Below are 26,181 nucleotides of genomic sequence, written 5' to 3'. Positions count from 1 at the left end.
GCGTTTTCGCGAGGGAACCAAACCGCCCCGCCCATCCGTAAGGAAGGGCGGGGCGGCGCGTTGCCACGTGTGCCGTCACAGTGCCTTCGTACGGAGATTGAGGGGGACCCCATGGACCAGGCGCCAGGCAGCCCGCAGGAGCCACAGGGTGCGTCGGGCCTCCCCGGCTGCTACCGGCATCCGGACCGTGAGACCGGCATCAGCTGCACGCGCTGCGAGCGCCCCATCTGCCCCGAGTGCATGATCAGCGCCTCGGTCGGCTTCCAGTGCCCCGAGTGTGTCCGCACCGGCTCCGGTACCGGTCACGCCCCGACGGCCACTCAGCCGCGCACGGTCGCGGGCGGCGCGGTCACCGCTGATCCGCGCCTGGTCACCAAGGTCCTGATCGGGCTGAATCTCGCCCTGTTCCTGGTGCAGCTGGTGGTCGGAGACCGCTTCACCGACCGGTTCGATCTGCTGGGACGGGCCTTCGTGCCGGGGTTCGGCACGGTCGAAGGCGTCGCCGAGGGGCAGTGGTACCGCCTCATGACGGCGATGTTCCTGCACAGCAGCTACATGCACATCGCTTTCAACATGCTCAGCCTGTGGTGGATCGGCGGTCCGCTCGAAGCGGCCCTGGGCCGCGTCCGCTATCTCGCGCTGTACGTGGCCTCGGGCCTCGCGGGCAGTGCGCTGACGTATCTCCTCGAAGAGCCGTTCCGGCCCTCGGTCGGGGCGTCCGGCGCGATCTTCGGTCTGTTCGGCGCGACCGCCATCCTGATGCGGCGCCTGAACTACGACATGCGGCCCGTCATCGCCCTGCTGGCGATCAACATGGTGATCACCTTCTGGTGGCCCAACATCGCCTGGCAGGCGCACGTCGGCGGGCTCGTCGGAGGCATCATCGTGGGTTACGCGATGGTCCACGCGCCCCGCGAGCGGCGGAACCTCATCCAGTACGGCAGCTGTGCGCTGGTGCTCGTCGCGGCGGTGGTCATGGTCCTCGTGCGGACCGCGGAGCTCACCTGACGTACCCGGTTGTCCACAGCGTGTGCCGGATCTTGTGCATGCTGTGGGGAACAACCGTGCCCCTTGTCGCTGACCTGGGTTTTCCCAGGAAGGACAAGGGGCGAGCGGTGGAAGAGACCCGGTGGGTCAGTCACACCGGCGTCAACCGGCCGAGGGTTATCCACAGATCTTCAGACCTTTTTCCACTCATGTGGATAGCGCTGTGGATAACTCAGGGCAGGACTTGCGTCGGGCCTGCTACTTCCACTGCGTGGAGACGCCGAATCCCGCCGCGATGAAGCCGAAGCCGACCACGATGTTCCAGTTGCCCAGCGGATCGATCGGCAGCTTGCCGTCCGTGACGTAGAAGACGACGATCCAGGCGAGCCCGATGAGGAACATCGCCAGCATCACCGGCGCCACCCAGCTGCGATTCGTCAGCTTGATGCTCGTCGCCTTCTTCGCGGGCGGCGGGGTGTAGTCGTCTGCCTTCTTGCGGATACGTGACTTCGGCACGAGGGTCTCTCCTGTCGATGCGCTGCGTGGCCGCGCAGGTAACTGTGGTCTGGCGCCTGGCGGGGCACTACAAGGAGCTGAAGCCTCCCCCGGGCGTCCGTTAGCGTAGTGCTTCCAAGGCGCTGAAGGAGATAAGGGTACGTTGAGCAATTCTGCCGACCCCCACAAAGGTGCCGGTCGTCGGCCCCGATGGCGTCCGGTTCGGGTGCTTACGGGTGCTGTTTTCGCACTCGCCGGGTTGATCTTCTTCACCAGTTTCAACACGGCCAAGGGCACCAACATCCGTACCGATGCCTCCCTGCTGAAACTCTCCGACCTCATTCAGGAGCGCAGCCACAAGAACGGCAAGCTCGACGAGTCCAACGGCACCCTGCGCGACGACGTCGAATCGCTCGCCCAGCGCGACAGCGGCGCCACCGAGGCGGACGACGCCCGGCTCAAGGCGCTCGAGGACAACGCCGGCACCAAGAAGCTCAGCGGCAAGGCCATCACCGTCACCCTCGCCGACGCCCCGCCCGACGCGACCGCCAAACTCCCCGGCTACCCCGAGCCCCAGCCCAACGACCTGGTCATCCACCAGCAGGACCTGCAAGCCGTGGTCAACGCCCTCTGGCAGGGCGGCGCCAAGGGCATCAAGGTCATGGACCAGCGCCTGATCTCCACCAGCGCCGTGCGCTGCGTCGGCAACACCCTCATCCTCCAGGGCCGCGTCTACTCCCCGCCGTACAAGGTGACCGCCGTCGGCGACCCCGACAAGCTCAGGACCGCGCTCTCGGCGTCCCCCGAGATCCAGAACTACATGCTGTACGTCAACGCGTACGGGCTCGGCTGGAAAGTGGACGACGACGGGGCGGTGACTCTTCCCGGCTACTCGGGCACAGTGGATCTCCACCACGCGAAGCCGGTGGAATGACTGTGCAATGACCGTGGAGTAGCCGCCTCTGGGGGTCCGGTGTCCGTGCGTGTGATGGTCAGGACGTTCAGCGAACTGTGCATCACCGTCGGCACGTTGATCGTGCTCTTCGTTGTGTACGTCCTGTTCTGGACCGGCGTGAAGGCCGACAGCGCCATGGACGGCCAGATCGACGAGCTCCAGGACCGGTGGGCGGAGGGCGCGGTCTCGGCAGGGACGGACGATAAGCCGACCGAGACCTCGCCGCAGACGCCCGCCCCCTACAAGGACGGCAAGGCCTTCGCCGTCATGTACATCCCGCGGTTCGGTTTCACGTGGAACAAGCCCGTGCTCCACGGCACCGGCACCGAAGTCCTCAAGAAGGGCCTCGGCCACTACGCCTCCACCGCCCGGCTCGGACAGAAGGGCAACTTCTCCGTGGCGGGCCACCGCCGCACCTACGGCGATCCCTTCAAGGACTTCCCGAAACTGCGCCCAGGTGACGCCGTCGTCCTGACCGACGGCGTGACGTGGTTCACGTACCGCATCGACAGGAAGCCGTACAAGACGCTCCCGAGCGACATCGACGTCATTGATCCCGTGCCGCGCAAATCCGGCTATGACGGCCCGGGCCGTTACCTCACGCTTACGACCTGTGAACCAGAGTGGGGCCACAGTCACCGGCTGATCGCCTGGGCGCATCTGGACGCGACCCAGCCCGTGGAGGCAGGGAAACCGGAGGCGCTGCGCCGTTAGTCTGGTGCGGTACGGCGCGGGAGGCCGGGCCGTACGCGACGGAAGGGACGGCATGTACGGCTGGATCTGGCGGCATCTGCCGGGAAACGCATGGGTGAGGGCGCTGCTTTCCTTGGTGCTCGTCCTCGCGGTGGTCTATGTGCTGTTCCAGTACGTCTTCCCGTGGGCGGAGCCCCTGCTGCCCTTCAACGACGTCACGGTGGACGGCCAGTGAGCGCCGCCGGCGGCATGAGCCGCAGCCGCATTCTCGTCGTGGACAACTACGACAGCTTCGTCTTCAACCTCGTCCAGTACCTGTACCAGCTGGGTGCCGAGTGCGAGGTGCTGCGCAATGACGAGGTCGAGCTGCGGCACGCGCAGGACGGCTTCGACGGCGTCCTGCTGTCGCCCGGCCCCGGCACCCCGGAACAGGCGGGCGTCTGCGTCGAGATGGTCCGGCACTGCGCCACCACCGGCGTGCCCGTCTTCGGCGTCTGCCTCGGCATGCAGTCGATGGCGGTGGCGTACGGCGGTGTCGTGGATCGCGCCCCTGAGCTGCTGCACGGCAAGACCTCGGCCGTCCGGCACGAGGGCAAGGGCGTCTTCACGGGCCTGCCGTCCCCGTTCACCGCGACCCGCTACCACTCGCTGGCCGCCGAGCCCGCCACTGTCCCGGCGGAGCTGGAGGTCACCGCCCGCACGGAGGACGGCATCATCATGGGTCTGCGCCACCGTGAACTCGCCGTCGAGGGCGTGCAGTTCCATCCTGAGTCGGTCCTGACCGAGCACGGCCACCTCATGCTCGCCAACTGGCTGGCGGAGTGCGGCGACACCGGAGCCGTCGGGCGATCGAGTGGGCTGGCCCCGGTGGTGGGCCGGGCCACGGCGTGACCGCGGTGGGCCCCGAGAGCGGCTCCTCCGGAAGCTCGTACGACCCGCTGACGGATCCGCTCCCGGGGCAGCACCCCTCGCCGTGGTTCCGCAGCGCGCCCGCGGAGCCCGAAGAGACCCAGGCCCAGCCGCAGCCCCAGCCGCAGCCCCAGCCTGAGCCCACGTACGACGAGCTGTACGGCGCGTACGCCCCGGAACGGCCCGCACCGCCGCCCGCGTACGAGCCCGTCCAGGACGACGAGACGGTGGGGCTGCGGACCGCCGACACGCGGCGAATAGCAGCACCGGAGCCCGAGCGTCCCACCGAAGGCAGGGCCGCCCGGCGCAAGGCCGCCAAGAAGGGCGCCAAGCGCCCCGTGGAACCCCGCCCGGGCGTTCCCCTCAGCCGCCTCGAAGCCCGCCGCGCGGAGCGTGCCCGCAGGCCGTCTCCGGGAGCGGTGATCAGCCGGGGCCTCGGCGAGGTCTTCATCACCGTCGGCGTTTTGATGCTGCTCTTCGTCACGTACCAGCTGTGGTGGACGAACATCCGTGCCCAGCAGCAGGCGGACGGCGCCAAACACGACCTCCAGGAGAGCTGGGCCAAGGGCGAGGGCAAGCCCGGCACCTTCGAGCCGGGCCAGGGCTTCGCGCTGCTGCACATTCCGCGCCTCGACGTCGTCGTGCCGGTCGCCGAGGGCATCGACAAGCAGAAGGTCCTCGACCGCGGCATGGTCGGGCACTACAACGAGGGCGCCACCAAGACCGCGATGCCGGACGCCAAGACGGGCAACTTCGCGGTCGCCGGCCACCGCAACACGCACGGCGAGCCGTTCCGCTACATCAACCGTCTGGAGCCGGGCGACCCCATCGTCGTGGAGACGCAGGACACGTACTTCGTCTACAAGATGGCGAGCATCCTGCCGCAGACCCAGCCGAGCAACACGAGTGTGATCGGACCCGTTCCGCCGGGTTCGGGCTTCACCAAACCCGGCCGGTACATCACACTGACCACCTGTACCCCGGAATTCACGAGTAAGTATCGAATGATCGTCTGGGGCAAGATGGTCGAGGAACGGCCGCGCGACAAGGGAAAACCGAGCGCGCTCGTGAACTAGAACCGTGAACGAGAACGGTGAGAACGGGGCAGATCGAGTGGCAGCCACGACCGACGACGAGAAGCAGGCAGAGGCGCCGGCTCCGCCCCCGGACCCCGCACCACTCCGGCGCGGCCGCGGCCGCATCGCCGCGGTGGTCAGCGTCTTCGGTGAACTCCTCATCACCGCGGGCCTCGTGCTCGGCCTGTTCGTCGTCTACTCGCTCTGGTGGACGAACGTCGTGGCCGACCGCGAGGCGCACCGGCAGGGCGACCAGGTGCGCGACCACTGGGCGGAAGGCCGGGGCGGCCCGGGCGGCCTCGACACCAAGGGTGGCATCGGCTTCCTCCACGTACCCGCGATGGGCAACGGCGAGATCCTGGTCAAGGCGGGCACCGACAGCAAGCTCCTCAACGACGGCGTCGCGGGCTACTACAAGAAGCCCGTCAAGTCGGCCCTCCCCGAGGACAAGAAGGGCAACTTCTCGCTGGCCGCGCACCGCGACGGCCACGGCGCGAAGTTCCACAAGATCGACAAGATCAAGAAGGGCGACGCGATCGTCTACGAGTCCCGGGACAAGTGGTACGTCTACAAGGTGTACGCGACGCTGCCCGAGACCTCGAAGTACAACGTGAAGGTCCTCGACCCGATCCCGAAGGAGTCGGGCGCGAAGAAGGCGGGCCGCTACATCACGCTGACGACCTGCACGCCCGTCTATACGTCCCGCCACCGGTACGTGGTGTGGGGCGAGTTGGAGCGGATCGAGAAGGTCGACGACAAGCGGACGCCGCCGGCGGAGCTGCGGTAGCCCGAGGACGAGCTCTCACGACGGAGCCCCGGTGACCGCTCAGCGGCGGTCTACCGGGGCTCTGTCGTGCTGCGGGCCGGGCTGGTCAGTCGTCCCAGCCGTACGGATCGCGGTGGTCGCGGTTGTCGCGGTTCGACATGCCGCCGATGATGTCGCCCCATCCGCCGTTCCCGCCGCCACCGTTGTCGCCGCTGCCATTGCCGTTGTCTCCGCCGCCGCCCGCGGTGGTCAGGTTGACCGCGGTGCCGGGCTCGGCCTGCTGACCGGCGTTCGGCGTGGACAGGACCACGAGGGCGTCGTCGTCCTGCGGGCCGGTGATCGTGCCGACCGACAGGCCCGCGTCCTCGATGGCTTTGCGCGCGTCCTTGAGCTTCTGCCCGGTGAGGGGCGGGACGGTTGCCTCTTCGGCCTTCTTGGCTACCTGGACGGTGACGGTGGAGCCGGGGTCGGCTGAAGTGCCAGCCGTAGGCGTGGTCTGGATGACCTTGCCTTCCTCGACATCCTCGCTGGCCACGTCTTCACGCTGCGGAACGAGGTTGCTGTCCTCGATCTGCTTCTTGGCTTCTTCCCAGGTTTTGCCTGCGACGCTGGGGACGACTGCCTGTTCCTTCTTCTTGGCGACGATGAGCGTGATCTTGCTGCCCTTCTGGACCTCGCTGCCAGAGGTCGGGTCCTGCTCAAGCACCGTGCCCGGATCTTCGGTGGACTCTCGGAGCTTGGTCGTGACGTCGAACTGGTACTCGTTGCCTTCGAGCTTCTTCTTAGCGTCATCAGCGTTGATGCTGATGACGTTCGGCACCGCGACCTTGGGCGCACCCGTCGAGACCGTCACCGTGATGGTGGCGCCCTTCTTGACGTCGGCGTTCACCCCCGGCTCCTGGGAACAGACGTCACCCTTGGGGAAGTTCACACACTCCTTGCGCTTGCCGACCTCCAACTTGAGGCCGACGTTCGTGGCCGACCTCTTGGCCTCGGTCTCGGACTCACCGATGAGCTTCGGGGCCTTCATCGTCCCGTCGCCGCCGCCGTTCCCGCTGAACGTGTACTTCCCGATGAGGATCGCGCCCACCAGGACCAGGATGCCGGCGAGGACGAGCAGCCACGTCGACGTGTTGCTCTTCTTCTGGCGGCGGCCGCGGCCCTCGTCGTAGCCGTAACCCCCGTCGTCCGGGTTGACCGGCGGCATCATCGACGTCTGGCCGCCGCCGTTCTGCGGGCGGAGCATCGCGGTCTGCTGGTCATCAGGGTGGCCGCCGTAGCCGACCGCGCCCATGGCGGCGGTGGCCGCGACGGGCTGGCCGTCGAGGCAGGCCTCGATGTCGGCGCGCATCTCGTCGGCCGACTGGTAGCGGTAGTCCGGGTCCTTCGTGAGCGCCTTGAGGACGATCGCGTCCATCTCCGGCGTGATCTCGTTGTCGAAGACGCTCGGCGCCTGCGGCTCTTCCCGTACGTGCTGGTAGGCCACCGCGACAGGAGAGTCGCCGACGAACGGCGGCCGGACGGTGAGCAGCTCGTAGAGCAGACAGCCCGTGGAGTACAGGTCGGAGCGGGCGTCGACCTGCTCGCCCTTGGCCTGCTCCGGCGAGAGGTACTGTGCCGTGCCGATGACCGCGGCGGTCTGCGTCATCGTCATGCCGGAGTCGCCCATGGCGCGGGCGATGCCGAAGTCCATGACCTTGACCTGGCCGTTGCGCGTCAGCATGACGTTCGCGGGCTTGATGTCGCGGTGCACGATGCCGCTGCGGTGCGAGTACTCCAGGGCCTGGAGGATGCCGATCGTCATCTCCATGGCCCGCTCGGGCAGCAGCTTGCGGCCGGAGTGCAGGAGCTCGCGCAGGGTGGAACCGTCGACGTACTCCATCACGATGTACGGGATGGAGACGCCGTCGACGTAGTCCTCGCCGGTGTCGTAGACCGCGACGATCGCCGGGTGGTTGAGCGAGGCGGCAGACTGGGCCTCACGGCGGAACCGGGCCTGGAACGACGGGTCGCGGGCGAGGTCGACTCGCAGCGTCTTCACCGCCACGGTGCGACCGAGGCGGGTGTCGTGCGCGAGGTAGACCTCCGCCATCCCACCACGGCCGAGCACCTGGCCCAGCTCGTACCGGCCGCCGAGGCGACGCGGCTCTTCCATAGCTATTCCAGCCCTCTCCGTCGGTCCCGACCGCACCGTTGTGTGGTCCGGCGGTGTGCTGTCCGGGCATACGGTACCCGGCTCCACTTACGTGACCCGGCCGCGACCGTCACCCGATACCGGACCGGTACCGCAACGTGCACCGATGTGGAGGGGCCGTGACGGGGGTCACTTCTTGCTGTCCAGCACCGCCTGCATCACGTCCTTGGCGATGGGGGCGGCCAGGCCACCACCGGAGATGTCTTCCCGGCCGGCGTCGCTGTCCTCGACCACCACGGCGACGGCCACCGGCGAACCGGAGTCCGTCTTCGCGTACGAGATGAACCAGGCGTACGGGTTCTCGCTGTTCGCGACGCCGTGCTGCGCCGTACCCGTCTTGCCTCCGACGGTGACGCCGGGGATCTGCGCCTTGGTTCCGGTGCCCGTCTTGACGACCGTCTCCATCATTTCCTGGAGCTTCTGGGCGTTCTCCTTCGAGAGCGGCTCGCTCATCTCCTTGGGCGAGTGCTTCTCGATGACGTCGAGGTTGCGCGCCTGGAGCTCGCTGACCATGTACGGCTCCATGAGCGTGCCGTCATTGGCGATCGCCGAGGCGACCATGGCCATCTGCAGGGGCGTCGTGGCGGTCTCGAACTGGCCGATGGAGGACAGCGCGGTCTGCGGCTTGTCCATCTCCTCGGGGAAGTTGGAGGCGTTCGAGCGGACCGGGACGAACTGCTGCTCGTTGAAGCCGAACTTCTTCGCCGTCTCCAGCATCTTGTCCTTGCCGAGATCGGAGCCGATCTTGCCGAAGACGGTGTTGCAGGAGATGCGCAGCGCCTCGCGCAACGAGACGTTCTTGCAGGGGATGTTGTTCTCGTTCGGCAGCGGCGTCGTGGTGTTCGGCATCGTCCACGGCTGCGGCGAGCGCGTCTTCTCGTCGATGCTGTCGTAGAGGCCGTGCTCCAGGGCGGCCGCGGCCGTGACCACCTTGAAGGTGGAGCCCGGCGGGTAGGTCTCGCGCAGCGCGCGGTTGACCAGCGGCTTGTCCTTGTCCTTGTCGAGGGCGATGAACTTCTCGGCCTCTTCGTTGGTGTTGCCGGCGAAGTCACCCGGGTCGTACGACGGCGTGGAGGCCAGCGCCAGGATCGCGCCCGTCGACGGGTCGATCGCGGCGACAGCGCCCTTGCCGCGGCCCTTCAGCCCCTCGTACGCGGCCTTCTGAGCGGCGGAGTTGAGGGTCGTGACGACATTGCCGCCCTCCTGCTTCTCGCCGGTCAGCATGTCGAGGGTGCGGCGGAAGAAGAGCCGGTCGTCGTTGCCGGTGAGGATGCCGTCGTCGATGCTCTCCAGCTGGGTGGCGCCGATGCGCTGCGAGGAGTAGCCGGTGACGGGGGCCCACATGGGCCCGTCCTTCCAGGTGCGCTTGTACTTCAGGTCACTGCCCGGAGTGGCCTTGGAGCCGGTGATCGGCTTGCCGTCGACGATGATGTCGCCGCGCGGCTGGGAGTAGCGCTCGATGGTGACGCGGCGGTTCTTCTCGTGCTTGGCCAGGGTGTCGGCCTGGACGTACTGGAGCCAGTTGTCCCGTGCGAGCAGGGCGAGGACGAGCAGCCCACAGAAGATCGCGATCCGGCGCAGGGGCTTGTTCACGGTCGGACCACCTGGGTCATCTCGGCGTCGGGATTCGGGGCGGGGGACGGGGCCGGACGGCGAGCAGTGTCGCTGATCCGGAGCAGGATGCCGATGAGGGCCCAGTTGGCGATGACGGAGGAACCGCCGTACGCCAGGAAGGGCATGGTCATACCGGTCAGCGGGATCAGGCCCATGACGCCACCCGCGACGACGAAGACCTGGATGGCGAAGGCCCCGGAGAGGCCGATCGCCAGGAGCTTGCCGAACGGGTCGCGGGCGGCGAGCGCCGTGCGGACGCCGCGCTCCACGATCAGGCCGTAGATCAGCAGGATCGCCATCACACCGGCCAGACCCATCTCCTCGCCGAAGGTGGCGAGGATGAAGTCGGAGTTGGCGGCGAAGCCGATCAGGTCGGAGTGGCCCTGGCCGAGGCCGGTGCCGAGGACACCGCCGGAACCGAAGGCCATCAGGGACTGGGCGATCTGGTCACTGTTCTGCAGGATCACCGTGTCCGAGAACGGGTCGAGCCAGGCGTCCACACGCTGCTGGACGTGGGGCTCGAAAGAGGCCACGCCGACCGCGCCGACAGCGGACATCAGCAGACCGAACACGATCCAGCTGGTGCGCTCGGTGGCGACGTACAGCATCACGACGAACATGCCGAAGAACAGCAGCGACGTACCGAGGTCGGTCTCGAAGACGAGGATGAGGATCGACATCGCCCAGACGACGATGATCGGGCCGAGGTCGCGTCCGCGCGGGAGATAGAGCCCCATGAAGCGGCGGCTGGCCAGGGCGAGCGCGTCACGCTTCACCATCAGATAGCCGGCGAAGAAGATCGCGATGACGATCTTCGCGAACTCGCCCGGCTGGATGGAGAAACCACCGACGCTGATCCAGATCTTGGCACCGAACACGTTCATGCCGAGGCCCGGCACGAGCGGCAGGAGCAGCAGGATCAGGGCGCCGACCATGGAGATGTAGGTGTAGCGCTGCAGGACGCGGTGGTCCTTGAGCAGGAGCAGCACGCCCACGAAGAGCGCGACGCCGATCGCCGAGTACATCAGCTGGTTCGGCGCGGCCTCGACGAAGTTCTTGCGCTGCTGGAGCTTCTCCGACTGGTCGAGCCGCCAGATGATGACGAGCCCGAGGCCGTTCAGCAGCGTTGCCAGCGGCAGCAGCAGTGGGTCCGCGTACGCGGCGAACTTGCGTACGACGATGTGGCCGACGCCGGCGAGCAGGCCGAGCCCGACGCCGTAGCCCAGCATGCCGGACGGCAGCTTGCCGTCCAGCGCGAGGCCCACGTTCATGTAGGCGAACAACGGGATGACGACCGCGAAACCGAGCAGCGCGAGCTCGGTGTTGCGCCGGCTGGGCGCACCGATCGCGCCGATCGTCGACGTGTGTGTAGTACTGCTCATGGCGTGCAGAGGCCCCCAACGGCTGCTTACTGCTTACCGCACAGCGGGACCAGCTTCTGCTCATCCTCGGAGAGGCTGGGGCCGGGTGTGGGAGTCGGTGCGGTCTTGGACTTGTTCTTGTCGGTCGAGCTGTTCTTGTCGTTCTGGTCGTTCTCGGTGTTCTGGCCGGGCGTGGTCGGGTCCGGGGTCGGCGCCTTGCGCAGCCCGGTCGTGCCGCCCGCTTCGCCTTCGCCGGTCTTGGCGTTGTTCTCGCGCTCGACCTCGCGGCGCTCGGCGTCCTTCTTGCAGGCGGAGGCCTGCAGGCCCAGCTCCTCGATCTTGCTCTTGGCGTCGTCGAGGTTGTCCTCGGGGATGGTGCCCTCGACCTGCTTGCGCTGGTACGGCGGCAGGTACTTGAGTTCGATCTCGGGGTGGTCCTTCTCGACCTTCGACAGGCTGACCCACGCCAGGTCCTGGTCGATGCCGCGGTACAGGGCGATGTGCTTGTCGTTCGTGCCCACGTAGTACTGGGTCTGCGTCCAGCGGTAGCCCCCGTAGAGGCCGCCGCCGATGACGGCGAGTGCGAGTACCCCGTAGAGGGATCTCTTGAGCCACTTGCGGCCGCCGCCGGGCTTCACGAAGTCATCGTCGTCGTACGCCCCGAAGCTGCCCTCGGGGACGTACCCCGTGGTGTCGCCGCTGCCGGGCGGGCCGAAGCCGCCGCCCTGTCCGTGGGGGGCCTGCGGCGGCACCGGACGGCCGAGGCCCGACGCACGGCCCGCGGGGGTCTGCATGGCGCCGTCGTCCTGCGCCTGGAGCTGGTTCTCGGCGACCGCGCCGACGACCACCGGGGTGTCGGACAGCTGGCCCGCGAGGGTGTCACCGCTGTCGATGTCCAGGACGTCGGCGACGATCACCGTGATGTTGTCGGGGCCGCCGCCGCGCAGCGCGAGCTGAATGAGCTCTTGCACGGTCTCCTGCGGGCCCTGGTAGGAGGCGAGGGTGTCCTCCATGGTCTGGTGCGAGACGACTCCGGAGAGGCCGTCCGAGCAGATCAAGTACCGGTCACCAGCGCGGACTTCACGGATCGACAGGTCGGGCTCGACGTGGTCGCCGCTGCCCAGCGCGCGCATGAGGAGGGACCTCTGCGGGTGGGTGGTGGCCTCTTCCTCGGTGATGCGGCCCTCGTCGACGAGGCGCTGCACCCAGGTGTGGTCCTGGGTGATCTGCGTGAGGACGCCGTCCCGCAGGAGGTACGCCCGCGAGTCACCGACGTGGACGAGGCCGAGGCGCTGGCCCGTCCACAGCAGAGCGGTCAGGGTGGTCCCCATGCCCTCGAGCTGGGGGTCCTCCTCGACCATCATGCGCAGCTGGTCGTTGGCGCGCTGCACGGCGGTGCCGAGCGACGTCAGGATGTCGGAACCCGGGACGTCGTCGTCGAGCGTGACGAGCGTCGAGATGACCTCGGAGCTCGCCACCTCGCCCGCGGCCTGGCCCCCCATGCCGTCGGCGATCGCGAGGAGACGCGGGCCGGCGTAACCGGAGTCCTCGTTCCCCTCCCGGATCATGCCTTTGTGCGATCCGGCGGCGAAGCGCAAAGACAGACTCATGCGCACCTCGCCCGTCGGCTCCGGGTACATCCGCACGGTGCCCACCCTCCGGTCGGGAGCGCGCCGGCGTCCAGTGCCTGGACAGCCGTTTCGGCTCGCTCGCTCCGCTCGCGCTCTGTCATGACGTAGTACTACTTCCGCAGCTCGATGACGGTCTTGCCGATGCGGATCGGCGCGCCCAGCGGAACGGGCGTCGGGGTGGTGAGTCGGGTCCGGTCGAGATACGTGCCGTTGGTGGACCCGAGATCCTCGACGATCCACTGGCCGTCACGGTCCGGGTAGATCCTGGCATGCCTGCTGGAGGCGTAGTCGTCGTCCAGCACGATCGTGGAGTCGTGCGCCCGGCCGAGCGTGATGGTCTGGCCCTGCAGCGCGACCGTCGTCCCGGCGAGGATGCCCTCGGAGACGACGAGCTTGCTGGGGGCACCGCGCCGCTGGCGGCCGCCACCGCTCTGCTGCTGGCGCTGCTGAGGAGGTGCGGCCTGTTGCTGGCGGGCAGCCTGCTGCGGCCGCTCCCGCCGGGAACCGCGCTGTGTGACGCGCGTTCCGAACAGGTCGCTGCGGATGACCTGGACGGCCACGATCACGAACAGCCACAGAACAGCTAGGAAACCTAGCCGCATGACCGTCAGGGTCAGCTCTGACATTGCCCCCGCTTCACCCTTCGGCTTGCCGGTAAACGATGGTGGTTTGGCCCACGACGATCCGCGAGCCGTCGCGGAGCGTAGCGCGGGTGGTGTGCTGCCCGTCTACCACGATGCCGTTGGTAGACCCGAGATCCTGGATCGTCGAGGGCGTTCCGGTCCGGATCTCACAGTGCCGGCGGGATACGCCGGGGTCGTCGATCCGCACATCGGCGTCGGTGCTGCGTCCCAGCACCAGCGTCGGGCGGGAGATCTGATGGCGATTGCCGTTGATCTCGATCCAGCGCCGCACCTGGGCGCCCGGAAGTGGTCCGGCACCGGGGCCCTGAGGCCTGCTCGGAGCCGGGGACTGGCCACCGGGGCGGCCCGCGCCCGGCGGTGGTGCGGCGGGCATGGGAGGTGCGCCGCCGGGAGCCCCGGAGGGAGGCTGCGGGTAGCCATAACCGCCGGCGCCGCCCGCCCCCACACCGCCGCCCGCGCCGCGACCGGGGGCCGCCGGGCCGCCGGGGCCCGTGGGGGCGTGCTCGGGCGACTGGGAGCTGCTGGAGGCGAGGGTGCGGCTGCGCACGCGGTACAGCCCGGTGTCGAGGTCCTCGGCCTTCTCCAGGTGAACCTTGATGGGACCCATGAAGCTGTAGCGCTGCTGCTTCGCGTAGTCGCGCACCATGCTGGAGAGCTCGTCGCCGAGCTGGCCCGAGTACGGGCTCAGCCGCTCGAAGTCGGGGGCGCTGAGCTCCACGATGAAATCGTTGGGGACGACGGTCCGCTCGCGGTTCCAGATCGTCGCGTTGTTGTCGCACTCCCGCTGGAGCGCGCCGGCGATCTCGACAGGCTGAACCTCGGACTTGAACACCTTGGCGAAGGTGCCGTTGACCAGACCTTCAAGTCGCTGTTCGAACTTCTTCAGGACTCCCATGGGGCACCTCCTCCGTCGTAGTCATCCTGGTACTGCTTACTGATCGTATCCACGCGCCGGGAAATCGGCTGGTTCCCCCTGTCCGCCCAGTCGACGAGTGTCGCCTCTCACAAGACATGCCCGCACCAGCGTCCAGGGATCCTCGCAGGACCCCTGACGAGACCCTGATCTGTGGCCCCGGGAACCCCGTACGGGCAGCTGCTCGGGACGTCTGCTCGAGCCTCCTTTTACAACGGATCGTAGAGGGGGCCCAAAGCCAGTGTCCCGCACCTGGCTGTGGACCCGGGTGAGCCCGGCCGGGGCGGGTGAAGACGTGACCCGGGTGCTGGGCGCGACTGGTTCGGCCCGTCGGACGGATGGGACCCGGCCGGGGCCGGGCAAAGCTTCTGGGGCCAGGTGCCCGCCCCGAACGGATGTGAATCCACCCGCTGCAGCGTGCTAATCTTCTGGATGTCGGCAGGCGCTCGCACCACACAGTGAGAGACCCAAAGACAACACCCATGCGCGGGTGGCGGAATAGGCAGACGCGCTGGATTCAGGTTCCAGTGCCCGCAAGGGCGTGGGGGTTCAACTCCCCCCTCGCGCACCATGAGGAAGCGGTCCTCCTCCGGATGAAAGTCCGAAGGAGGGCCGCTTCTTTTTGTGCCCTTGAGTTGTTCCCTCGAACTGTGCCTTCGAGGCGCGTGTCGCGGACGTGGCGTGACGCGGTGATGTATGTCACCGAAGTTATCCACAGGCCCTCACGGCTTTCGGCGGGCGGCGGTACGGTCGAGGCCGGATCGGGGAATGGCCGATAGCCGACGGGGGCGATGGGCATGGGCAGGGGCATGGCGGAGCTCGACAGGAAGATTCCCGGGCAGCGGGAGCGGCAGGGCCTGGAGGGCCGGCGGGGGCAGTGGGGTGAGCGGCTGCCGCGGGTGCCGGGGTTCGCCGAGTGGCCGGGGCAGGGGTCGCCCAAGGGGGAGGGCAAGGCGCTCCGCCGCCAGGTGCCCCGCTCCGCGCACGCGGAGTTCGAGGTGGACGGCGGGCGGCCGGATCCCGTGGCCGCCGTGGAGGAGTCCAACCGCAGCCGGCTCTCCCAGCTCACGCCGATCCGGGTCGGCAGGATGGCCGCCTCACCCTTCGCGTTCCTGCGGGGCTCCGCGGGACTCATGGCGTACGACCTCGCGCGCACCCCGCTGTCCGGCATCGGCGCGCAGATATGCGGCGACGCGCACGCGGCGAACTTCGGGCTGTACGGGGACGCCCGGGGCGGCCTCGTCATCGACCTGAACGACTTCGACGAGACGGTGCACGGCCCCTGGGAGTGGGACCTCAAGCGGTTGGTCGCTTCCCTGGTTCTCGCGGGGCGCGAGGCCGGCGCCGGTGAGGATGCCTGTGCGGAGGCGGCGCTGGACGCCGCCGGGGCCTATCGCCGCACGATGCGGCTTCTCGCGAAGCTCCCGGTCCTCGACGCGTGGAACGCCATCGCGGACGAGCAGCTGGTCTCGCACACGGACGCGCGCGATCTCCTCGGCACTCTGGAGCGGGTCTCCGAGAAGGCGCGGCAGAACACGAGCGCCCGCTTCGCGGCGAAGGCCACGGAACGTGTCGAGGACAGTGACGGTGCCGAGGGGCGGCGGTTCGTCGACGCGCCGCCCGTACTGCGGCGCGTGCCGGACGCGGAGGCCGCCTCGGTGGCGGGCGCGCTCGCGGAGTATCTCGGCACGCTGGCCGAGGACAGGCTGCCGCTGCTCGCGCGGTACGCGATTCAGGACGTGGCGTTCCGCGTCGTCGGCACGGGCAGCGTCGGGCTCCGCTCGTATGTGGTGCTCCTGCTGGACCACCGGGGCGAGCCGCTGGTGCTGCAGGTCAAGGAGGCCCGGCCGTCCGCGCTGCTGCCACATCTGCCGGTGGCCGGCTTCAAGGCTCCGGAGACCATGCACGAAGGGCACCGGGTGGTGCTCGGCCAGAAGCGGATGCAGGTCGTCAGCGACTTCTTGCTGGGATGGACGACGGTCGACGGACTGCCCTACCAGGTAAGGCAGTTCAGGAACCGCAAGGGCAGCGTGGACCCGGCCGCGCTGGCCGCCGACGAGTTGGACGACTACGGCCGCATGACCGGCGCCCTGCTGGCCCGCGCGCACGCGCACAGCGCGGACCCGCGCCTCATAGCGGGGTACTGCGGCAAGAACGACGAGCTGGACGAGGCGTTGGCGCGGTTCGCGACGGCGTACGCGGATCGCACGGAGGCGGATCACGCGTTGCTGGTGAAGGCGGTCAAGGAGGGGCGGATGGCGGCGGAGACGGGGGTGTGAGGGGGGGGGGGAAGTCGGGCATGTGAGGGCGAGCGCTCGGGGCTGGGCTGTGCGGGCTCGGGTGCGGGCTTCGGTGCGGGTCTCGGTGCGGGCTTCATGAGCGGGGCGCCCGGTGGCCTACGCTGGACGAGTGACGATCCCGGAAGCCGAGCCGACGCAGCCCGAGACTCCTGAGACTCCCCAAGAGGGGGTCCGGCAGGCGGGTCCCGAAGGGCGGCTCAAGGACCAGCTGAAGGCGCGGCTCAAGGATCGGGCCGAGGCACGCTCTCAGGAGCGTTCCTCCTCCGAGGAGTCTCCTTCCGGCGAGCGGCCTTCCGCGGAGCGTCCTGAGGACCGGCTCGAGAGGGCTGTGCGCGCCGCCGAGCAGGCGTTGATCGAGTACGAGATCGCGCTGGAGACCTTCCGCGTGGAGGTGGAGAACTTCTCCCGCCTGCACCATCAGAAGCTCGGCCCCATGTACGCCCGCCTCGACGAGCTGGACGCGCAGATCGCCGAGGCCACCGCCGTCCGCACCGGTGACCCCGAGGATCGGCGCAAGGCGGAGGAGGCGCGGGCCCGGGTCATGCCGATGCCCGGCGTCGAGGAGCTGTTCCACGGCTGGATGGACAGCGAGGGGCTCTACCCCGAGGCCGCCGCGATGCTCACCGATCAGTCGGTGCGGCCGCCGCAGCGGGTGCGCCCCGGCGAGGAGGCCCGCAAGCTCTACCGCGAGCTGGCCCGCAAGGCGCATCCGGACCTGGCGCAGGAGGAGGGCGAGCGGCAGCGGCGCGAGGAGTTCATCACGCGCGTCAACGCCGCCTACGCCCGCGGTGACGAGGCGATGCTGCGGGAGCTTTCCGAGGAGTGGGCCGCGGGGCCCGTGCCCGAGGAGCAGCGGCTGACCCACAGCGAGGAGCTGTACGCCAGGCTCGAATGGCTGTCCCAGCGCAAGGAGCTCCTCTCGGTCCTCGCCAAGGAGCTGGAGGAGAGCGCCATCGGCGGGATGCTGCGGCTCGCTCCCGACGACCCGGACGCGCTGCTCGACGAGATCGCCGAGCAGCTGCTCGCCCAGGTCGCCGAGCGTGAGGCGGAGCTGGAGCGGCTGCGCGGTTGACGGCGCTGCCCGTCGGGTAGCGTCGGGGGCATGGTTTTCGGAACTCAGGTGCCCACGGTCGGCATCGACGACCTCGCGAGCGGTGACTTTCTGCTGGACGTCCGGGAGGACGAGGAGTGGCAGGCAGGTCACGCCGCGGGCGCGCTGCACATTCCGATGAGTGAATTCGTCTCCCGGTACGGCGAGTTGACCGAGGCGGCGCCGCAGGACGGCAAGGTCAACGTCATCTGCCGGTCCGGCGGGCGCTCCGCCCAGGTCACCATGTACCTCGGGCAGCAGGGCATCGACGCGGTGAACGTCGCGGGCGGCATGGAGGCCTGGGCGGCCGCCGGGCGTCCCGTCGTCGACGAGAAGGGCCAGCCGGGCACCGTGGTCTAGCGGACTTCGGCAAGCTGAGCCGAGTGGCAGCTCAACCGCTCAGCCCAGCGCGTGGGCGGCCAGCAGGTCGCCCAGTGCCTCCTCGTGCGCCGCTGCCGGGCCCAGGGAGAGCTCGAGCTGCTTGGCCCAGGCGTGATAGCGGTGCAGGGGGTAGTCGGTGTCGGCGCCGAAGCCGCCGTGCAGGTGCTGGGCCGTCTGCACGACCCTTCGCACGCCGTCCGACGCCCAGATCTTGGCGACGGCCACGTCTCCCGTCGCCGGCAGGGCGCCGTCCGGGCCTGTGCTGACGCGCCAGGCGGCCTGCCAGAGGGTGGCCTCCATCGCGCGCAGGTCGATGTAGCGGTCGGCGGCCTGCACGGCCACGGCCTGGAACGTGGCCACGGGGTGGCCGAACTGCTCGCGTTTGCTGGTGTATTCGCTGGTCATGCGGAGGACGCCCGCGCCGAGGCCGAGGGCGAGCGCGCAGGTCCCGGTGGCGAGCAGGTCGCGCAGCCGGTCCCAGGCGCCGTCGGCCTCGATGATGTCGGAGGCGGCGACGCGGACGGCTTCCAGGCGGAGTTCGCCGAGGCGCTCGCCGCTGGTGGAGAACTGCTCGGCGACGGTCAGGCCGTCGTGGACGCGAGGGACGAGCGCGAGGACGGTGTGCCCTTCGGGTGTGTGGGCGGGGACGAGGACGAGGTCGGCGTTCTGTATCCAGGGCACGCCCGTCTGGAGTCCGTCCAGGATCCAGCTGTCGCCGTCGCGCTGTGCGGTGACAGCCAGCTCGGCCGGGTCGTGTCCGGTGCGGCCGTTGGCGGCGACCGTCAGGACGAGGTCACCACGGGCGGCCGCGGGGAGGACCTTTCGCCTCAACTCGGTCCCGCCATGGGCCTGTACGGCGGCTGCGGCGGAGCTGCTCTCCAGGAGCGGGACCCGCGCGAGTACCTTCGCGGACTCGCGCAGGATCAGGCACAGGGCGATGGGGTCCAGACCCACGCCGCCGTACTCGGCGTCGATGAGCACGCCCAGGAGGTCGGCGTCGGCGAGCCGGGACCACAGGGCGCGGTCGAAGTCGTCGGCGACGGCGCCTGGCGTGAGAGCGGGACTCGGCACTCCGTCCGGTACGACGTCGGCGAAGAGAGCCTTCGCCGCTTCGACCACGGCCTGTTGTTCCTCGGTGAAGGTGAAGTCCACTGCCCGTCCTCCCGTGCCTGCCCCGGCCGACCGACGTGTTCGGCGTCAAGATAGAACAGGTTCTATTGGAAGGGAACAGACAGGGATGGTGCGGGGCGGTGAAGGGGCAGCGGTGACAGTGAGGTCGGTGGGGTCAGTGGAATCGGTGGGGTCAATGGGGTCCGTGCGCTGAGTGGGATCGGTGCGCTGAGTGGGCTTGGCGGTGTCAGGGGGTCAGCGGTCGAAGTCCAGCTCCACAGTGTCTGCCGCCGGACGGGACTGGCAGGCCAGTACGTAGCCGGCCTCTGTCTCCTCCGGCTCCAGTGCGAAGTTGCGGTCCATCCGCACTTCGCCGGAGACGCAGAACGCCCGGCACGTGCCGCACACCCCGCCCTTGCATGCGTAGGGAGCGTCGGCGCGGTTGCGCAACACCGTCTCGAGGAGCGTTTCGCCCTCCTGCACGGGCCATGTGCCGGAGCGGCCGTCGAGGGTCGCGGTCACCGTGCTGTGCGCGGGCGCCGGGGCTGGGGGTGCGGTGGGTACGCCCGCGTCGTCCACATGGAAGATCTCCTCGTGGATGCGGCCACGGGGGACGCCCAGGCCGCGCAGCGTCCGCCCCGCCCCTTGCACCAGACCGAACGGCCCGCACAGGAACCAGCCGTCGATGTCGGCCACGGGCAACAGCGCGGGCAGGAGCGTCGAGAGCCGCTCCTCGTCGAGCCGCCCGGAACCGAGGCCCGCCTGCTGCTCCTCCCGGGAGAGCACGGTCACCAGCTGGAACCGGTCGGGCCAGCGGTCCTTCAGATCCGCGACCTCTTCGAGGAACATCGTCGAGGCGGCGGTGCGGTCGCTGCGTATGAGGCAGAAGTCCGCCTTCGGTTCGCGCTCCAGGAGCGTCGTGACGATCGACAGCACGGGGGTGATGCCGCTGCCGCCGACGACCGCCGCATAACGTCCGGGGGCGGGGTCCAGCGTGAAGCGCCCGGCCGGTGTCATGACCTCCAGCTCGTCACCGATGGCGACTTCCTTGAACGCGTACGTGGAGAAGGCACCGTCCTCGACGAGGCGCACCCCGACGCGGAGGGATCCGGGGCCCTCCGGGGCTTCGGGGGGCGGGGCCGGGGAGCAGATCGAGTACGTACGCCGGATCTCCGTGCCGTCGACGAAGCGGCGGACGGCGAGGTGCTGGCCCGGAGCGAAGCGGTACTCCTCGCGCAGCGGCGGCGGCACGTCGAACGTCAGCGTCACGGAGTCGTCGGTGAGCCGGTCGACCGCCGCAACCCGGAGCGGGTGGAAGCGGGCCATCACAACTCCTTGAAGTGGTCGAAGGGTTCGCGGCAGGAGACGCAGCGGCGCAGTGCCTTGCAGGCCGTGGAGGAGAAGCGGCTGAGCAGTTCGGTGTCGGTCGAGCCGCAGTGCGGGCAGCGGATCGACAGGCTCAGCGGGACGGGGCCCTCCGCCGTGTGGGAGCGCGGGGGCGCTATGCCGAACTCGGCGAGTTTTCGGCGGCCCTCGGCGCTGATGTCGTCCGTCGACCAGGCGGGGGAGAGGACCGTCCGCACGGCGACCTCGGCCATGCCGTGGTCGTGCAGCACCTGCTCGATGTCGGCGGACATGGCCTCTATCGCCGGGCAGCCCGTGTACGTGGGGGTCAGCTCGACGTCGACCTTGCCCGGGGCGAGGATCCGCACGCCGCGCACCACGCCGAGTTCGCCCAGCGTCAGCACGGGCAGCTCGGGGTCGGGGACCGAGCCCGCGAGGGCCAGGAGCTCCGCCTCCAGCGCGGTGGGCGCGGTCGTCACCATGACGCCCCCGGGTGGCTGCGGTGCAGGTGCTGCATCTCGGCGAGCATCCGGCCGAACGGCTCGGTGTGCAGGCCCTGGCGCCCGGCACCTGCCGTCCACGCGCCGGACTGAGGTCCTTCGGGCACGGTCAGGGTCGCCCGCTCGATCACCGCCGTCACCGAGGAGGTCCAACTCTCGTGCATGGCTTGCCAGTCGGCGTCCAGGCCCGGGACCGGTTGGAACATCTCGCCGGTGAACCGCCACAGAGCGTCGAGGCCACGCTGCATGCGCTCGTGGCTCTCGTCCGTGCCGTCGCCGAGGCGCAGGGTCCACTGCTCGGCGTGGTCCTGGTGGTAGGCGACCTCCTTGACGGCCTTCGCGGCCAAGGGGGCGAACTCGCCGTCTCCGGCGGCCAACTGGCCGTACAGGAGCGTCTGGTAGGTGGAGAAGTAGAGCTGGCGGGCGATGGTGTGGGCGAAGTCGCCGTTCGGCTGCTCGACCAGTTGGAGGTTGCGGAAGGCGCGCTCCTCGCGGAGATACGCCAGCTCGTCCTCGTCGCCTGCCGTGGAGAGCAGGATGCGGGCCTGGCCGAGCAGGTCGAGGGCGATGTTCGCCAGGGCGACCTCCTCTTCGAGGACCGGTGCGTGTCCCGCCCACTCCCCCAGACGGTGGGAGAGCACCAGTGCGTCGTCGCCGAGGGCCAGGGCGGGGAGGGCCGCGGCTTCGGACAGGGCGGCTGTCACAGCGGTCACAGGTGCTTCACCCCTTCCGGGATCTCGTAGAACGTCGGGTGGCGGTAGGGCTTGTCGCCGGCCGGTTCGAAGAAGGAGTCCTTCTCGTCCGGGGAGGAGGCGGTGATCTCGGCGGACGGCACGACCCAGATGGAGACGCCCTCGCTCCTGCGCGTGTACAGATCGCGGGCGTTGCGCAGGGCCATCTCCGCGTCCGGCGCGTGCAGGCTGCCCGCGTGGGTGTGGGAGAGACCGCGACGGGAGCGGACGAACACCTCCCACAGCGGCCAGTCGGTCGAGCTGCTCATGCTGTCGCCTCTCCGTGCTGTGCGGGGCGCTCGTGGGTGCCGGGAGTGCTGCGGGTACCGGGGGTACCAGGGGTGACGTGGGTGTTCGGCTTGCCGGTCGCCTGCTTCGTGGCGTACGCCGCCGCGGCCTCCCTGACCCAGGCGCCCTCTTCGTGCGCGCGCCGGCGCTGGGTGATGCGCTGGTCGTTGCACGGGCCGTTGCCCTTGAGGACGTCCCAGAACTCGGTCCAGTCGATGGGGCCGAAGTCGTAGTGCCCCCGGGACTCGTTCCACACGAGGTCCGGGTCGGGGAGGGTCAGGCCGAGCGATTCGGCCTGGGGGACGCAGATGTCCACGAAGCGCTGGCGCAACTCGTCGTTCGAATGGCGCTTGATCTTCCACGTCATGGACTGCTCGGAGTGTGAGGACTCGTCGTCGGGCGGGCCGAACATCATCAGGGAGGGCCACCACCAGCGGTTCACCGCGTCCTGCGCCATGTCGTGCTGGGCCTGGGTGCCGCGGCTGAGGGCGAGCAACGACTCGTACCCCTGGCGCTGGTGGAAGGACTCCTCCTTGCAGACGCGGACCATCGCGCGTGCATACGGGCCGTACGAACAGCGGCACAGGGGGACCTGGTTGGTGATCGCCGCGCCGTCCACGAGCCAGCCGATCGCGCCGACGTCCGCCCAGGTCAGCGTGGGGTAGTTGAAGATCGACGAGTACTTCTGGCGGCCCGAGTGCAGCTTGTCGAGCAGCTCGTCGCGGCTGGTGCCGAGGGTCTCGGCCGCGCTGTACAGGTAGAGGCCGTGGCCGGCTTCGTCCTGCACCTTGGCCATGAGGATCGCCTTGCGCCGCAGGGAGGGGGCGCGCGTGATCCAGTTGGCCTCCGGCTGCATGCCGATGATCTCGGAGTGCGCGTGCTGGGCGATCTGGCGGACCAGGGACGCGCGATACGCGTCCGGCATCCAGTCGCGTGGCTCGATGCGCTCGTCGGCGGTGACCGCCGCGTCGAAGGCGGCCTGGTGCTCCGCCGTGCGCGCGGCGGTGTCCGCGGCGGGCACGGCCTCGTCCGGCTCCGTCCCCGCCGCCTGATGTGCGGCTGCTGTCGCCATCTCTCGGTCCCCCTAGACCCTGAGCGAACCGCCCGACCGATCGTTCGGTTCGTTGAATTCAATGGTGCGGCCCTCCGCCATAAGGTGTCAACCCTGTGGATAACTTCACGGACGCTGTGCGTGAGGGGCAGCCCTGAGTACCGTTCCGGCGGCAGGGTCCGGTGCGGGAACGGGGAACGGGGCGGAATGGACGGGTACGACAAGGGTTCGGGCGGCGAGGCCGCCGGGCCTGACGAGCCCGCGCCGATGGGGGAGCCAACGGAGTCGGCGGAGCCCGAGGGGTCGGCGGAGCCGAAGGAGGCGGCGGCACCGGTGGAGCAGGGGCAGTCGGTGGAGCCGGTCGCGCCGGGGATCGCCGGGCTCAAGCTCGGGTACCAGATCGCCGCCGCGTGTGCCCTGGCGGTCGTCGCGGTGGCCGCCTGCGTCCACGTCGGGATGCTCTTCCTCCATGTCGCACCCTCGAACACGCTGAGCAAGCAGCACGGGGACGTGATCGACGAGTGGATCTACCCCGAGTTCGAGCAGAACTGGAAGCTCTTCGCGCCCAACCCGTTGCAGCAGAACGTCGCGGTGCAGGCCCGCGCGGAGCTCCGTACGGCCGAAGGGGGCGTACGGACCACGGACTGGTACGAACTCTCCGCGCAGGACGGCGCCGACATCGACGGAAGCCTGCTGCCCAGCCACACGCAGCAGAACGAACTCCGCCGCGCCTGGGACTTCTACGTGGGCTCGCACGACTCGCAGAATCGTCCCGTCGGCCTGCGGGGCCAGCTCTCCGAGCGCTACATCCGCCGCATCGCGTACATGCGGCTCGACCGGGAAGAGCCGGGTGGCAAGGGGGACGAGATAGCGCGCGTGCAGCTGCGCTCGAAGACCACCAACGTGCGGCCGCCGAAGTGGAGCGACGAGAAGGTCTCCCTCAAGCCGGCCTACCGGGTCCTCCCCTGGTGGTCGGTGGAACCGGCCGACCTGCCGCTCGCCGGTGAGACGGACCGTGCGCGTCCGCACGCGGAGGGGACTGCCCGGTGATCCGTTTCGAGCGTCCGCCCACGCGGGGCATCAACAAGGTGACCGGGTTCGCCCTCGGCCCGTACCAGACCGCGGTGATCCGTATCGGATTCGCCGCCACCTGGCTGTTCTTCCTGCTGCGCGAACTCCCCCACCGCCATGAGATGTACGGCCCAGACGGGCCGTGGAACTGGGACATGGCGCAGCAGCTCATCGCGAGCAACGGCGCCTTCACCGCACTCATGTGGTCGGACGGGCAGGTCTGGTTCGAGATCGTCTACGCGCTGGGGATCGTCAGCAGCGTCCTGCTGCTGCTCGGCTGGCACACGCGTGCCATGTCCGTGCTCTTCATGGGCGGTGTCCTGTCGCTGCAGAACCGCAGCATCTTCATGGGGGACGGCGGCGACAACGTCATCCACCTCATGTCGACCTATCTGGTCTTCACGCGGTGCGGCCAGGTCTGGTCGCTGGACGCACGTCGTGCGGCACGCGTACGTGCACGCGCGCGCGTGGAGGGTGCGGAGGACGGGACCGGCGCGGAAGCGACCGTGCCGGTCGACCGGACGGGGGCCGTTCTGTGGTGGGTCCTCGGGCTCGGTCTGTCCGTCGTGACGTTCATGGGGGAGCTCAGCGGCGGGTGGCTGCTGTTCTTCTGGGGGCTGTGGCTGGTGCACGGCCTGTGGTGGGTCGTGGGGCGCCGGGCGCCGCGGAGCGAGCTGCGCAAGCTCCTCGACGTCGTGGCGAATCTGGCCCACAACGCGGGGCTGCTGGTCATCATGGTCGAGGCCTGTCTGATCTACGCGACGGCCGGCTGGTACAAGATCCAGGGCAGTCGCTGGCAGGACGGCACGGCCGTCTACTACCCGCTGAACCTCGACTACTTCTCTCCCTGGCCCGCGCTCTCCGAACTGCTCTCGTCCAGCGGCACCATGGTGCTGCTGGTGACGTACGGGACGGTCGCCGTGCAGGTGGCCTTCCCCTTCACGCTCTTCAACCGCCGGGTCAAGAACGTCCTGCTGGCCGCCATGATCGTCGAGCACGCCGTGATCGCGGTCGTGCTGGGGCTGCCGTTCTTCTCGCTCGCGATGATCGCGGCCGACGCGGTGTTCCTGCCGACGTCGTTCCTGCGTCGGCTGGGCGGATGGGCGGCACGCGCGCGTGGAGGGGTGGTTTCCCGTCTGCGGTCCGTCAGATTCGCCGGTTCCTCCCTTGGGCTCCGTAGCTCCGGTAGTAGCGGTAGTTCCGGTGAAGGTGCCGTGCCGGGTCCGCGTGCCGTGGGCGAGAAGCGGGGCAAGGAGCCCACCGAGCACGCGCGCGTAGGCTTCACCCCATGAACAGCACGGATGAGGCGGGCCCCGACGGCGCCGTACGCGCCTGGCACGGGCTCGCCGACACCTCCGTGCTGCTCGACGGGTTTCACGCGATCAAGCACGCCCTGCGGTTCGGCGCACGGGTGCCGGTCGCGCTGACCAGCGACCGGGCCGCCGCCCTGGCGCTCGCGGACGAGCTCGCGCCGGACGTGAAGGGCGCCCTCGACACGCTGCTGACGCAGGTCCCGGACGAGCGGCTGCGTGCCCTCGTGCCGCGGCTGCACCCCACGGCGGTGGCGGCCCTGGCAGTGCGTCCCTCCCGCGCGGACAACCTCGAGGCACTGGAACGGATGCCCAGGTCGGCGCCGGTCGTCGTGCTCGACGACCCTCGCAACCTGGGCAACGCGGGTGCCGTGATCCGGCTGGCCGCGGGGTTCGGGGCGACCGGCGTCGTCATGACCGGCACGCTCGACCCCTGGCATCCCACGGTCGTGCGCGGCGGTGCGGGTCTGCACTTCGCGACCGCCGTGGAGCGCGTGGACGTGACCGCGCTGCCGCCGGGCCCGGTGTTCGCCCTCGACGCGGAGGGTGCGGACATCAGAGGGCTGAAGCTCCCGGACGATGCCGTGCTCGCCTTCGGGTCCGAGCGCAGCGGCCTGTCGGCGGCGCTGCGGGAGCGCGCGGACCACCTGGTGTCCCTGCCGATGCGCCCCCAGGTCTCCAGCTACAACCTGGCGACGAGCGTCGGCATGACGCTCTTCCACTGGTCGGCGGGCAGGCCTCCCGGGCCGGAGACCTGAACCCGCCGG

At 69.4% G+C, this 26,181-nt stretch carries 26 protein-coding genes and 1 tRNA gene; 14 read left to right on the top strand and 13 right to left on the bottom strand.

Going from position 1 to position 26,181, the window contains the following annotated elements; all coding sequences use genetic code 11:
- The first annotated feature begins 111 nt into the window (after positions 1-111).
- Complete coding sequence (locus ACI2L3_RS26770) at positions 112-1,008, top strand: rhomboid family intramembrane serine protease (RefSeq protein ID WP_404754940.1); 897 nt, start codon at positions 112-114, stop codon at positions 1,006-1,008.
- A gap of 237 nt (positions 1,009-1,245) precedes the next feature.
- Here the strand turns inward: ACI2L3_RS26770 and crgA are convergent, their stop codons facing one another.
- Positions 1,246-1,503, bottom strand: a complete 258-nt coding sequence (gene crgA / locus ACI2L3_RS26765) for a cell division protein CrgA (protein WP_404754939.1) — start codon at positions 1,501-1,503, stop codon at positions 1,246-1,248.
- A gap of 142 nt (positions 1,504-1,645) precedes the next feature.
- Between crgA and ACI2L3_RS26760 the strand changes: the two genes are divergently transcribed.
- Genes ACI2L3_RS26760 through ACI2L3_RS26735 form a run of 6 tightly spaced genes read left to right on the top strand, consistent with a single transcriptional unit; the run spans position 1,646 to position 5,902 of the window.
- Positions 1,646-2,416, top strand: coding sequence for a DUF881 domain-containing protein (locus tag ACI2L3_RS26760; protein ID WP_404754938.1), 771 nt, complete (start codon positions 1,646-1,648; stop codon positions 2,414-2,416).
- Between the two features lie 45 nt (positions 2,417-2,461).
- Positions 2,462-3,151 (top strand): class E sortase, encoded by a 690-nt coding sequence (locus ACI2L3_RS26755; RefSeq protein ID WP_404755145.1) that lies wholly within the window; start codon positions 2,462-2,464, stop codon positions 3,149-3,151.
- Positions 3,152-3,203: 52 nt separating this feature from the next.
- Entirely contained in the window at positions 3,204-3,365 is a 162-nt protein-coding gene (locus ACI2L3_RS26750; RefSeq protein WP_361406175.1) for a hypothetical protein, read from the top strand.
- Positions 3,366-3,379: 14 nt separating this feature from the next.
- A complete protein-coding gene (locus ACI2L3_RS26745; RefSeq protein ID WP_404754937.1) occupies positions 3,380-4,021 on the top strand; it encodes an aminodeoxychorismate/anthranilate synthase component II in 642 nt (213 codons plus the stop codon).
- A complete protein-coding gene (locus ACI2L3_RS26740) occupies positions 4,018-5,115 on the top strand; it encodes a class E sortase (RefSeq protein WP_404754936.1) in 1,098 nt (365 codons plus the stop codon). The genes ACI2L3_RS26745 and ACI2L3_RS26740 overlap by 4 nt, the downstream gene beginning before the upstream one ends.
- A 37-nt stretch (positions 5,116-5,152) precedes the next feature.
- Entirely contained in the window at positions 5,153-5,902 is a 750-nt protein-coding gene (locus ACI2L3_RS26735; RefSeq protein WP_404754935.1) for a class E sortase, read from the top strand.
- An 85-nt stretch (positions 5,903-5,987) separates the two neighbouring features.
- Here the strand turns inward: ACI2L3_RS26735 and pknB are convergent, their stop codons facing one another.
- From pknB to ACI2L3_RS26705, 6 genes are all read right to left on the bottom strand, one after another.
- Positions 5,988-8,036, bottom strand: a complete 2,049-nt coding sequence (gene pknB, locus ACI2L3_RS26730) for a Stk1 family PASTA domain-containing Ser/Thr kinase (RefSeq protein ID WP_404754934.1) — start codon at positions 8,034-8,036, stop codon at positions 5,988-5,990.
- 168 nt (positions 8,037-8,204) lie between these two features.
- Positions 8,205-9,668, bottom strand: coding sequence for a peptidoglycan D,D-transpeptidase FtsI family protein (locus ACI2L3_RS26725; protein ID WP_404754933.1), 1,464 nt, complete (start codon positions 9,666-9,668; stop codon positions 8,205-8,207).
- Positions 9,665-11,071: an FtsW/RodA/SpoVE family cell cycle protein gene (locus ACI2L3_RS26720; protein WP_404754932.1), complete on the bottom strand. Its 1,407-nt coding sequence runs from the start codon at positions 11,069-11,071 to the stop codon at positions 9,665-9,667. The genes ACI2L3_RS26725 and ACI2L3_RS26720 overlap by 4 nt, the downstream gene beginning before the upstream one ends.
- A gap of 26 nt (positions 11,072-11,097) precedes the next feature.
- Positions 11,098-12,660 (bottom strand): Stp1/IreP family PP2C-type Ser/Thr phosphatase, encoded by a 1,563-nt coding sequence (locus tag ACI2L3_RS26715; protein ID WP_404754931.1) that lies wholly within the window; start codon positions 12,658-12,660, stop codon positions 11,098-11,100.
- A 131-nt stretch (positions 12,661-12,791) separates the two neighbouring features.
- Positions 12,792-13,307 (bottom strand): FHA domain-containing protein, encoded by a 516-nt coding sequence (locus ACI2L3_RS26710; protein ID WP_362988186.1) that lies wholly within the window; start codon positions 13,305-13,307, stop codon positions 12,792-12,794.
- Between the two features lie 10 nt (positions 13,308-13,317).
- Positions 13,318-14,220 carry an FhaA domain-containing protein gene (locus ACI2L3_RS26705; RefSeq protein ID WP_404754930.1) on the bottom strand — a complete coding sequence of 301 codons (903 nt, stop codon included), beginning with the start codon at positions 14,218-14,220 and terminating at the stop codon, positions 13,318-13,320.
- A 502-nt stretch (positions 14,221-14,722) separates the two neighbouring features.
- Here ACI2L3_RS26705 and ACI2L3_RS26700 point away from each other — a divergent pair.
- The 4 genes from ACI2L3_RS26700 (at position 14,723) to ACI2L3_RS26685 (ending at position 17,988) form a co-directional block, all read left to right on the top strand.
- Positions 14,723-14,809 (top strand) — tRNA-Leu (locus ACI2L3_RS26700).
- 238 nt (positions 14,810-15,047) lie between these two features.
- Positions 15,048-16,517, top strand: coding sequence for a DUF2252 domain-containing protein (locus tag ACI2L3_RS26695; protein WP_404754929.1), 1,470 nt, complete (start codon positions 15,048-15,050; stop codon positions 16,515-16,517).
- A gap of 349 nt (positions 16,518-16,866) precedes the next feature.
- On the top strand, positions 16,867-17,610 hold the full coding sequence (locus ACI2L3_RS26690; RefSeq protein ID WP_404755144.1) for a hypothetical protein: 744 nt from the start codon (positions 16,867-16,869) through the stop codon (positions 17,608-17,610).
- A 48-nt stretch (positions 17,611-17,658) separates the two neighbouring features.
- Positions 17,659-17,988, top strand: coding sequence for a rhodanese-like domain-containing protein (locus ACI2L3_RS26685; RefSeq protein ID WP_404755143.1), 330 nt, complete (start codon positions 17,659-17,661; stop codon positions 17,986-17,988).
- Between the two features lie 39 nt (positions 17,989-18,027).
- Here ACI2L3_RS26685 and ACI2L3_RS26680 read toward each other — a convergent pair whose 3' ends face one another.
- The 6 genes from ACI2L3_RS26680 to paaA form a co-directional block, all read right to left on the bottom strand.
- On the bottom strand, positions 18,028-19,161 hold the full coding sequence (locus ACI2L3_RS26680; RefSeq protein ID WP_404754928.1) for an acyl-CoA dehydrogenase family protein: 1,134 nt from the start codon (positions 19,159-19,161) through the stop codon (positions 18,028-18,030).
- 213 nt (positions 19,162-19,374) lie between these two features.
- Entirely contained in the window at positions 19,375-20,445 is a 1,071-nt protein-coding gene (locus ACI2L3_RS26675; RefSeq protein WP_404754927.1) for a 2Fe-2S iron-sulfur cluster-binding protein, read from the bottom strand.
- Positions 20,445-20,945, bottom strand: a complete 501-nt coding sequence (gene paaD, locus ACI2L3_RS26670; RefSeq protein ID WP_404754926.1) for a 1,2-phenylacetyl-CoA epoxidase subunit PaaD — start codon at positions 20,943-20,945, stop codon at positions 20,445-20,447. Before paaD ends, ACI2L3_RS26675 begins: the two co-directional genes overlap by 1 nt.
- Entirely contained in the window at positions 20,939-21,676 is a 738-nt protein-coding gene (gene paaC / locus ACI2L3_RS26665; protein WP_404754925.1) for a 1,2-phenylacetyl-CoA epoxidase subunit PaaC, read from the bottom strand. Before paaC ends, paaD begins: the two co-directional genes overlap by 7 nt.
- Entirely contained in the window at positions 21,673-21,963 is a 291-nt protein-coding gene (paaB, locus tag ACI2L3_RS26660) for a 1,2-phenylacetyl-CoA epoxidase subunit PaaB (RefSeq protein WP_055569192.1), read from the bottom strand. Before paaB ends, paaC begins: the two co-directional genes overlap by 4 nt.
- On the bottom strand, positions 21,960-23,054 hold the full coding sequence (gene paaA, locus ACI2L3_RS26655; RefSeq protein ID WP_404754924.1) for a 1,2-phenylacetyl-CoA epoxidase subunit PaaA: 1,095 nt from the start codon (positions 23,052-23,054) through the stop codon (positions 21,960-21,962). Before paaA ends, paaB begins: the two co-directional genes overlap by 4 nt.
- Positions 23,055-23,240: 186 nt before the next feature.
- On the opposite strand from paaA, the gene ACI2L3_RS26650 reads away from it, so the two are divergent.
- Genes ACI2L3_RS26650 through ACI2L3_RS26640 form a run of 3 tightly spaced genes read left to right on the top strand, consistent with a single transcriptional unit; the run spans position 23,241 to position 26,172 of the window.
- Positions 23,241-24,083, top strand: a complete 843-nt coding sequence (locus ACI2L3_RS26650) for a DUF5819 family protein (protein ID WP_404754923.1) — start codon at positions 23,241-23,243, stop codon at positions 24,081-24,083.
- A complete protein-coding gene (locus ACI2L3_RS26645) occupies positions 24,080-25,396 on the top strand; it encodes an HTTM domain-containing protein (RefSeq protein ID WP_404754922.1) in 1,317 nt (438 codons plus the stop codon). The genes ACI2L3_RS26650 and ACI2L3_RS26645 overlap by 4 nt, the downstream gene beginning before the upstream one ends.
- Positions 25,393-26,172 carry a TrmH family RNA methyltransferase gene (locus tag ACI2L3_RS26640; protein ID WP_404754921.1) on the top strand — a complete coding sequence of 260 codons (780 nt, stop codon included), beginning with the start codon at positions 25,393-25,395 and terminating at the stop codon, positions 26,170-26,172. The genes ACI2L3_RS26645 and ACI2L3_RS26640 overlap by 4 nt, the downstream gene beginning before the upstream one ends.
- Positions 26,173-26,181: the final 9 nt, after the last annotated feature.

The organism is Streptomyces sp. NPDC029674 (assembly GCF_044903205.1).
In the GTDB taxonomy this organism is placed as follows: Bacteria; Actinomycetota; Actinomycetes; order Streptomycetales; family Streptomycetaceae; genus Streptomyces.
Note: the sequence above shows the minus strand (reverse complement) of the source record. Positions and strands in the feature narration are given on the sequence as shown.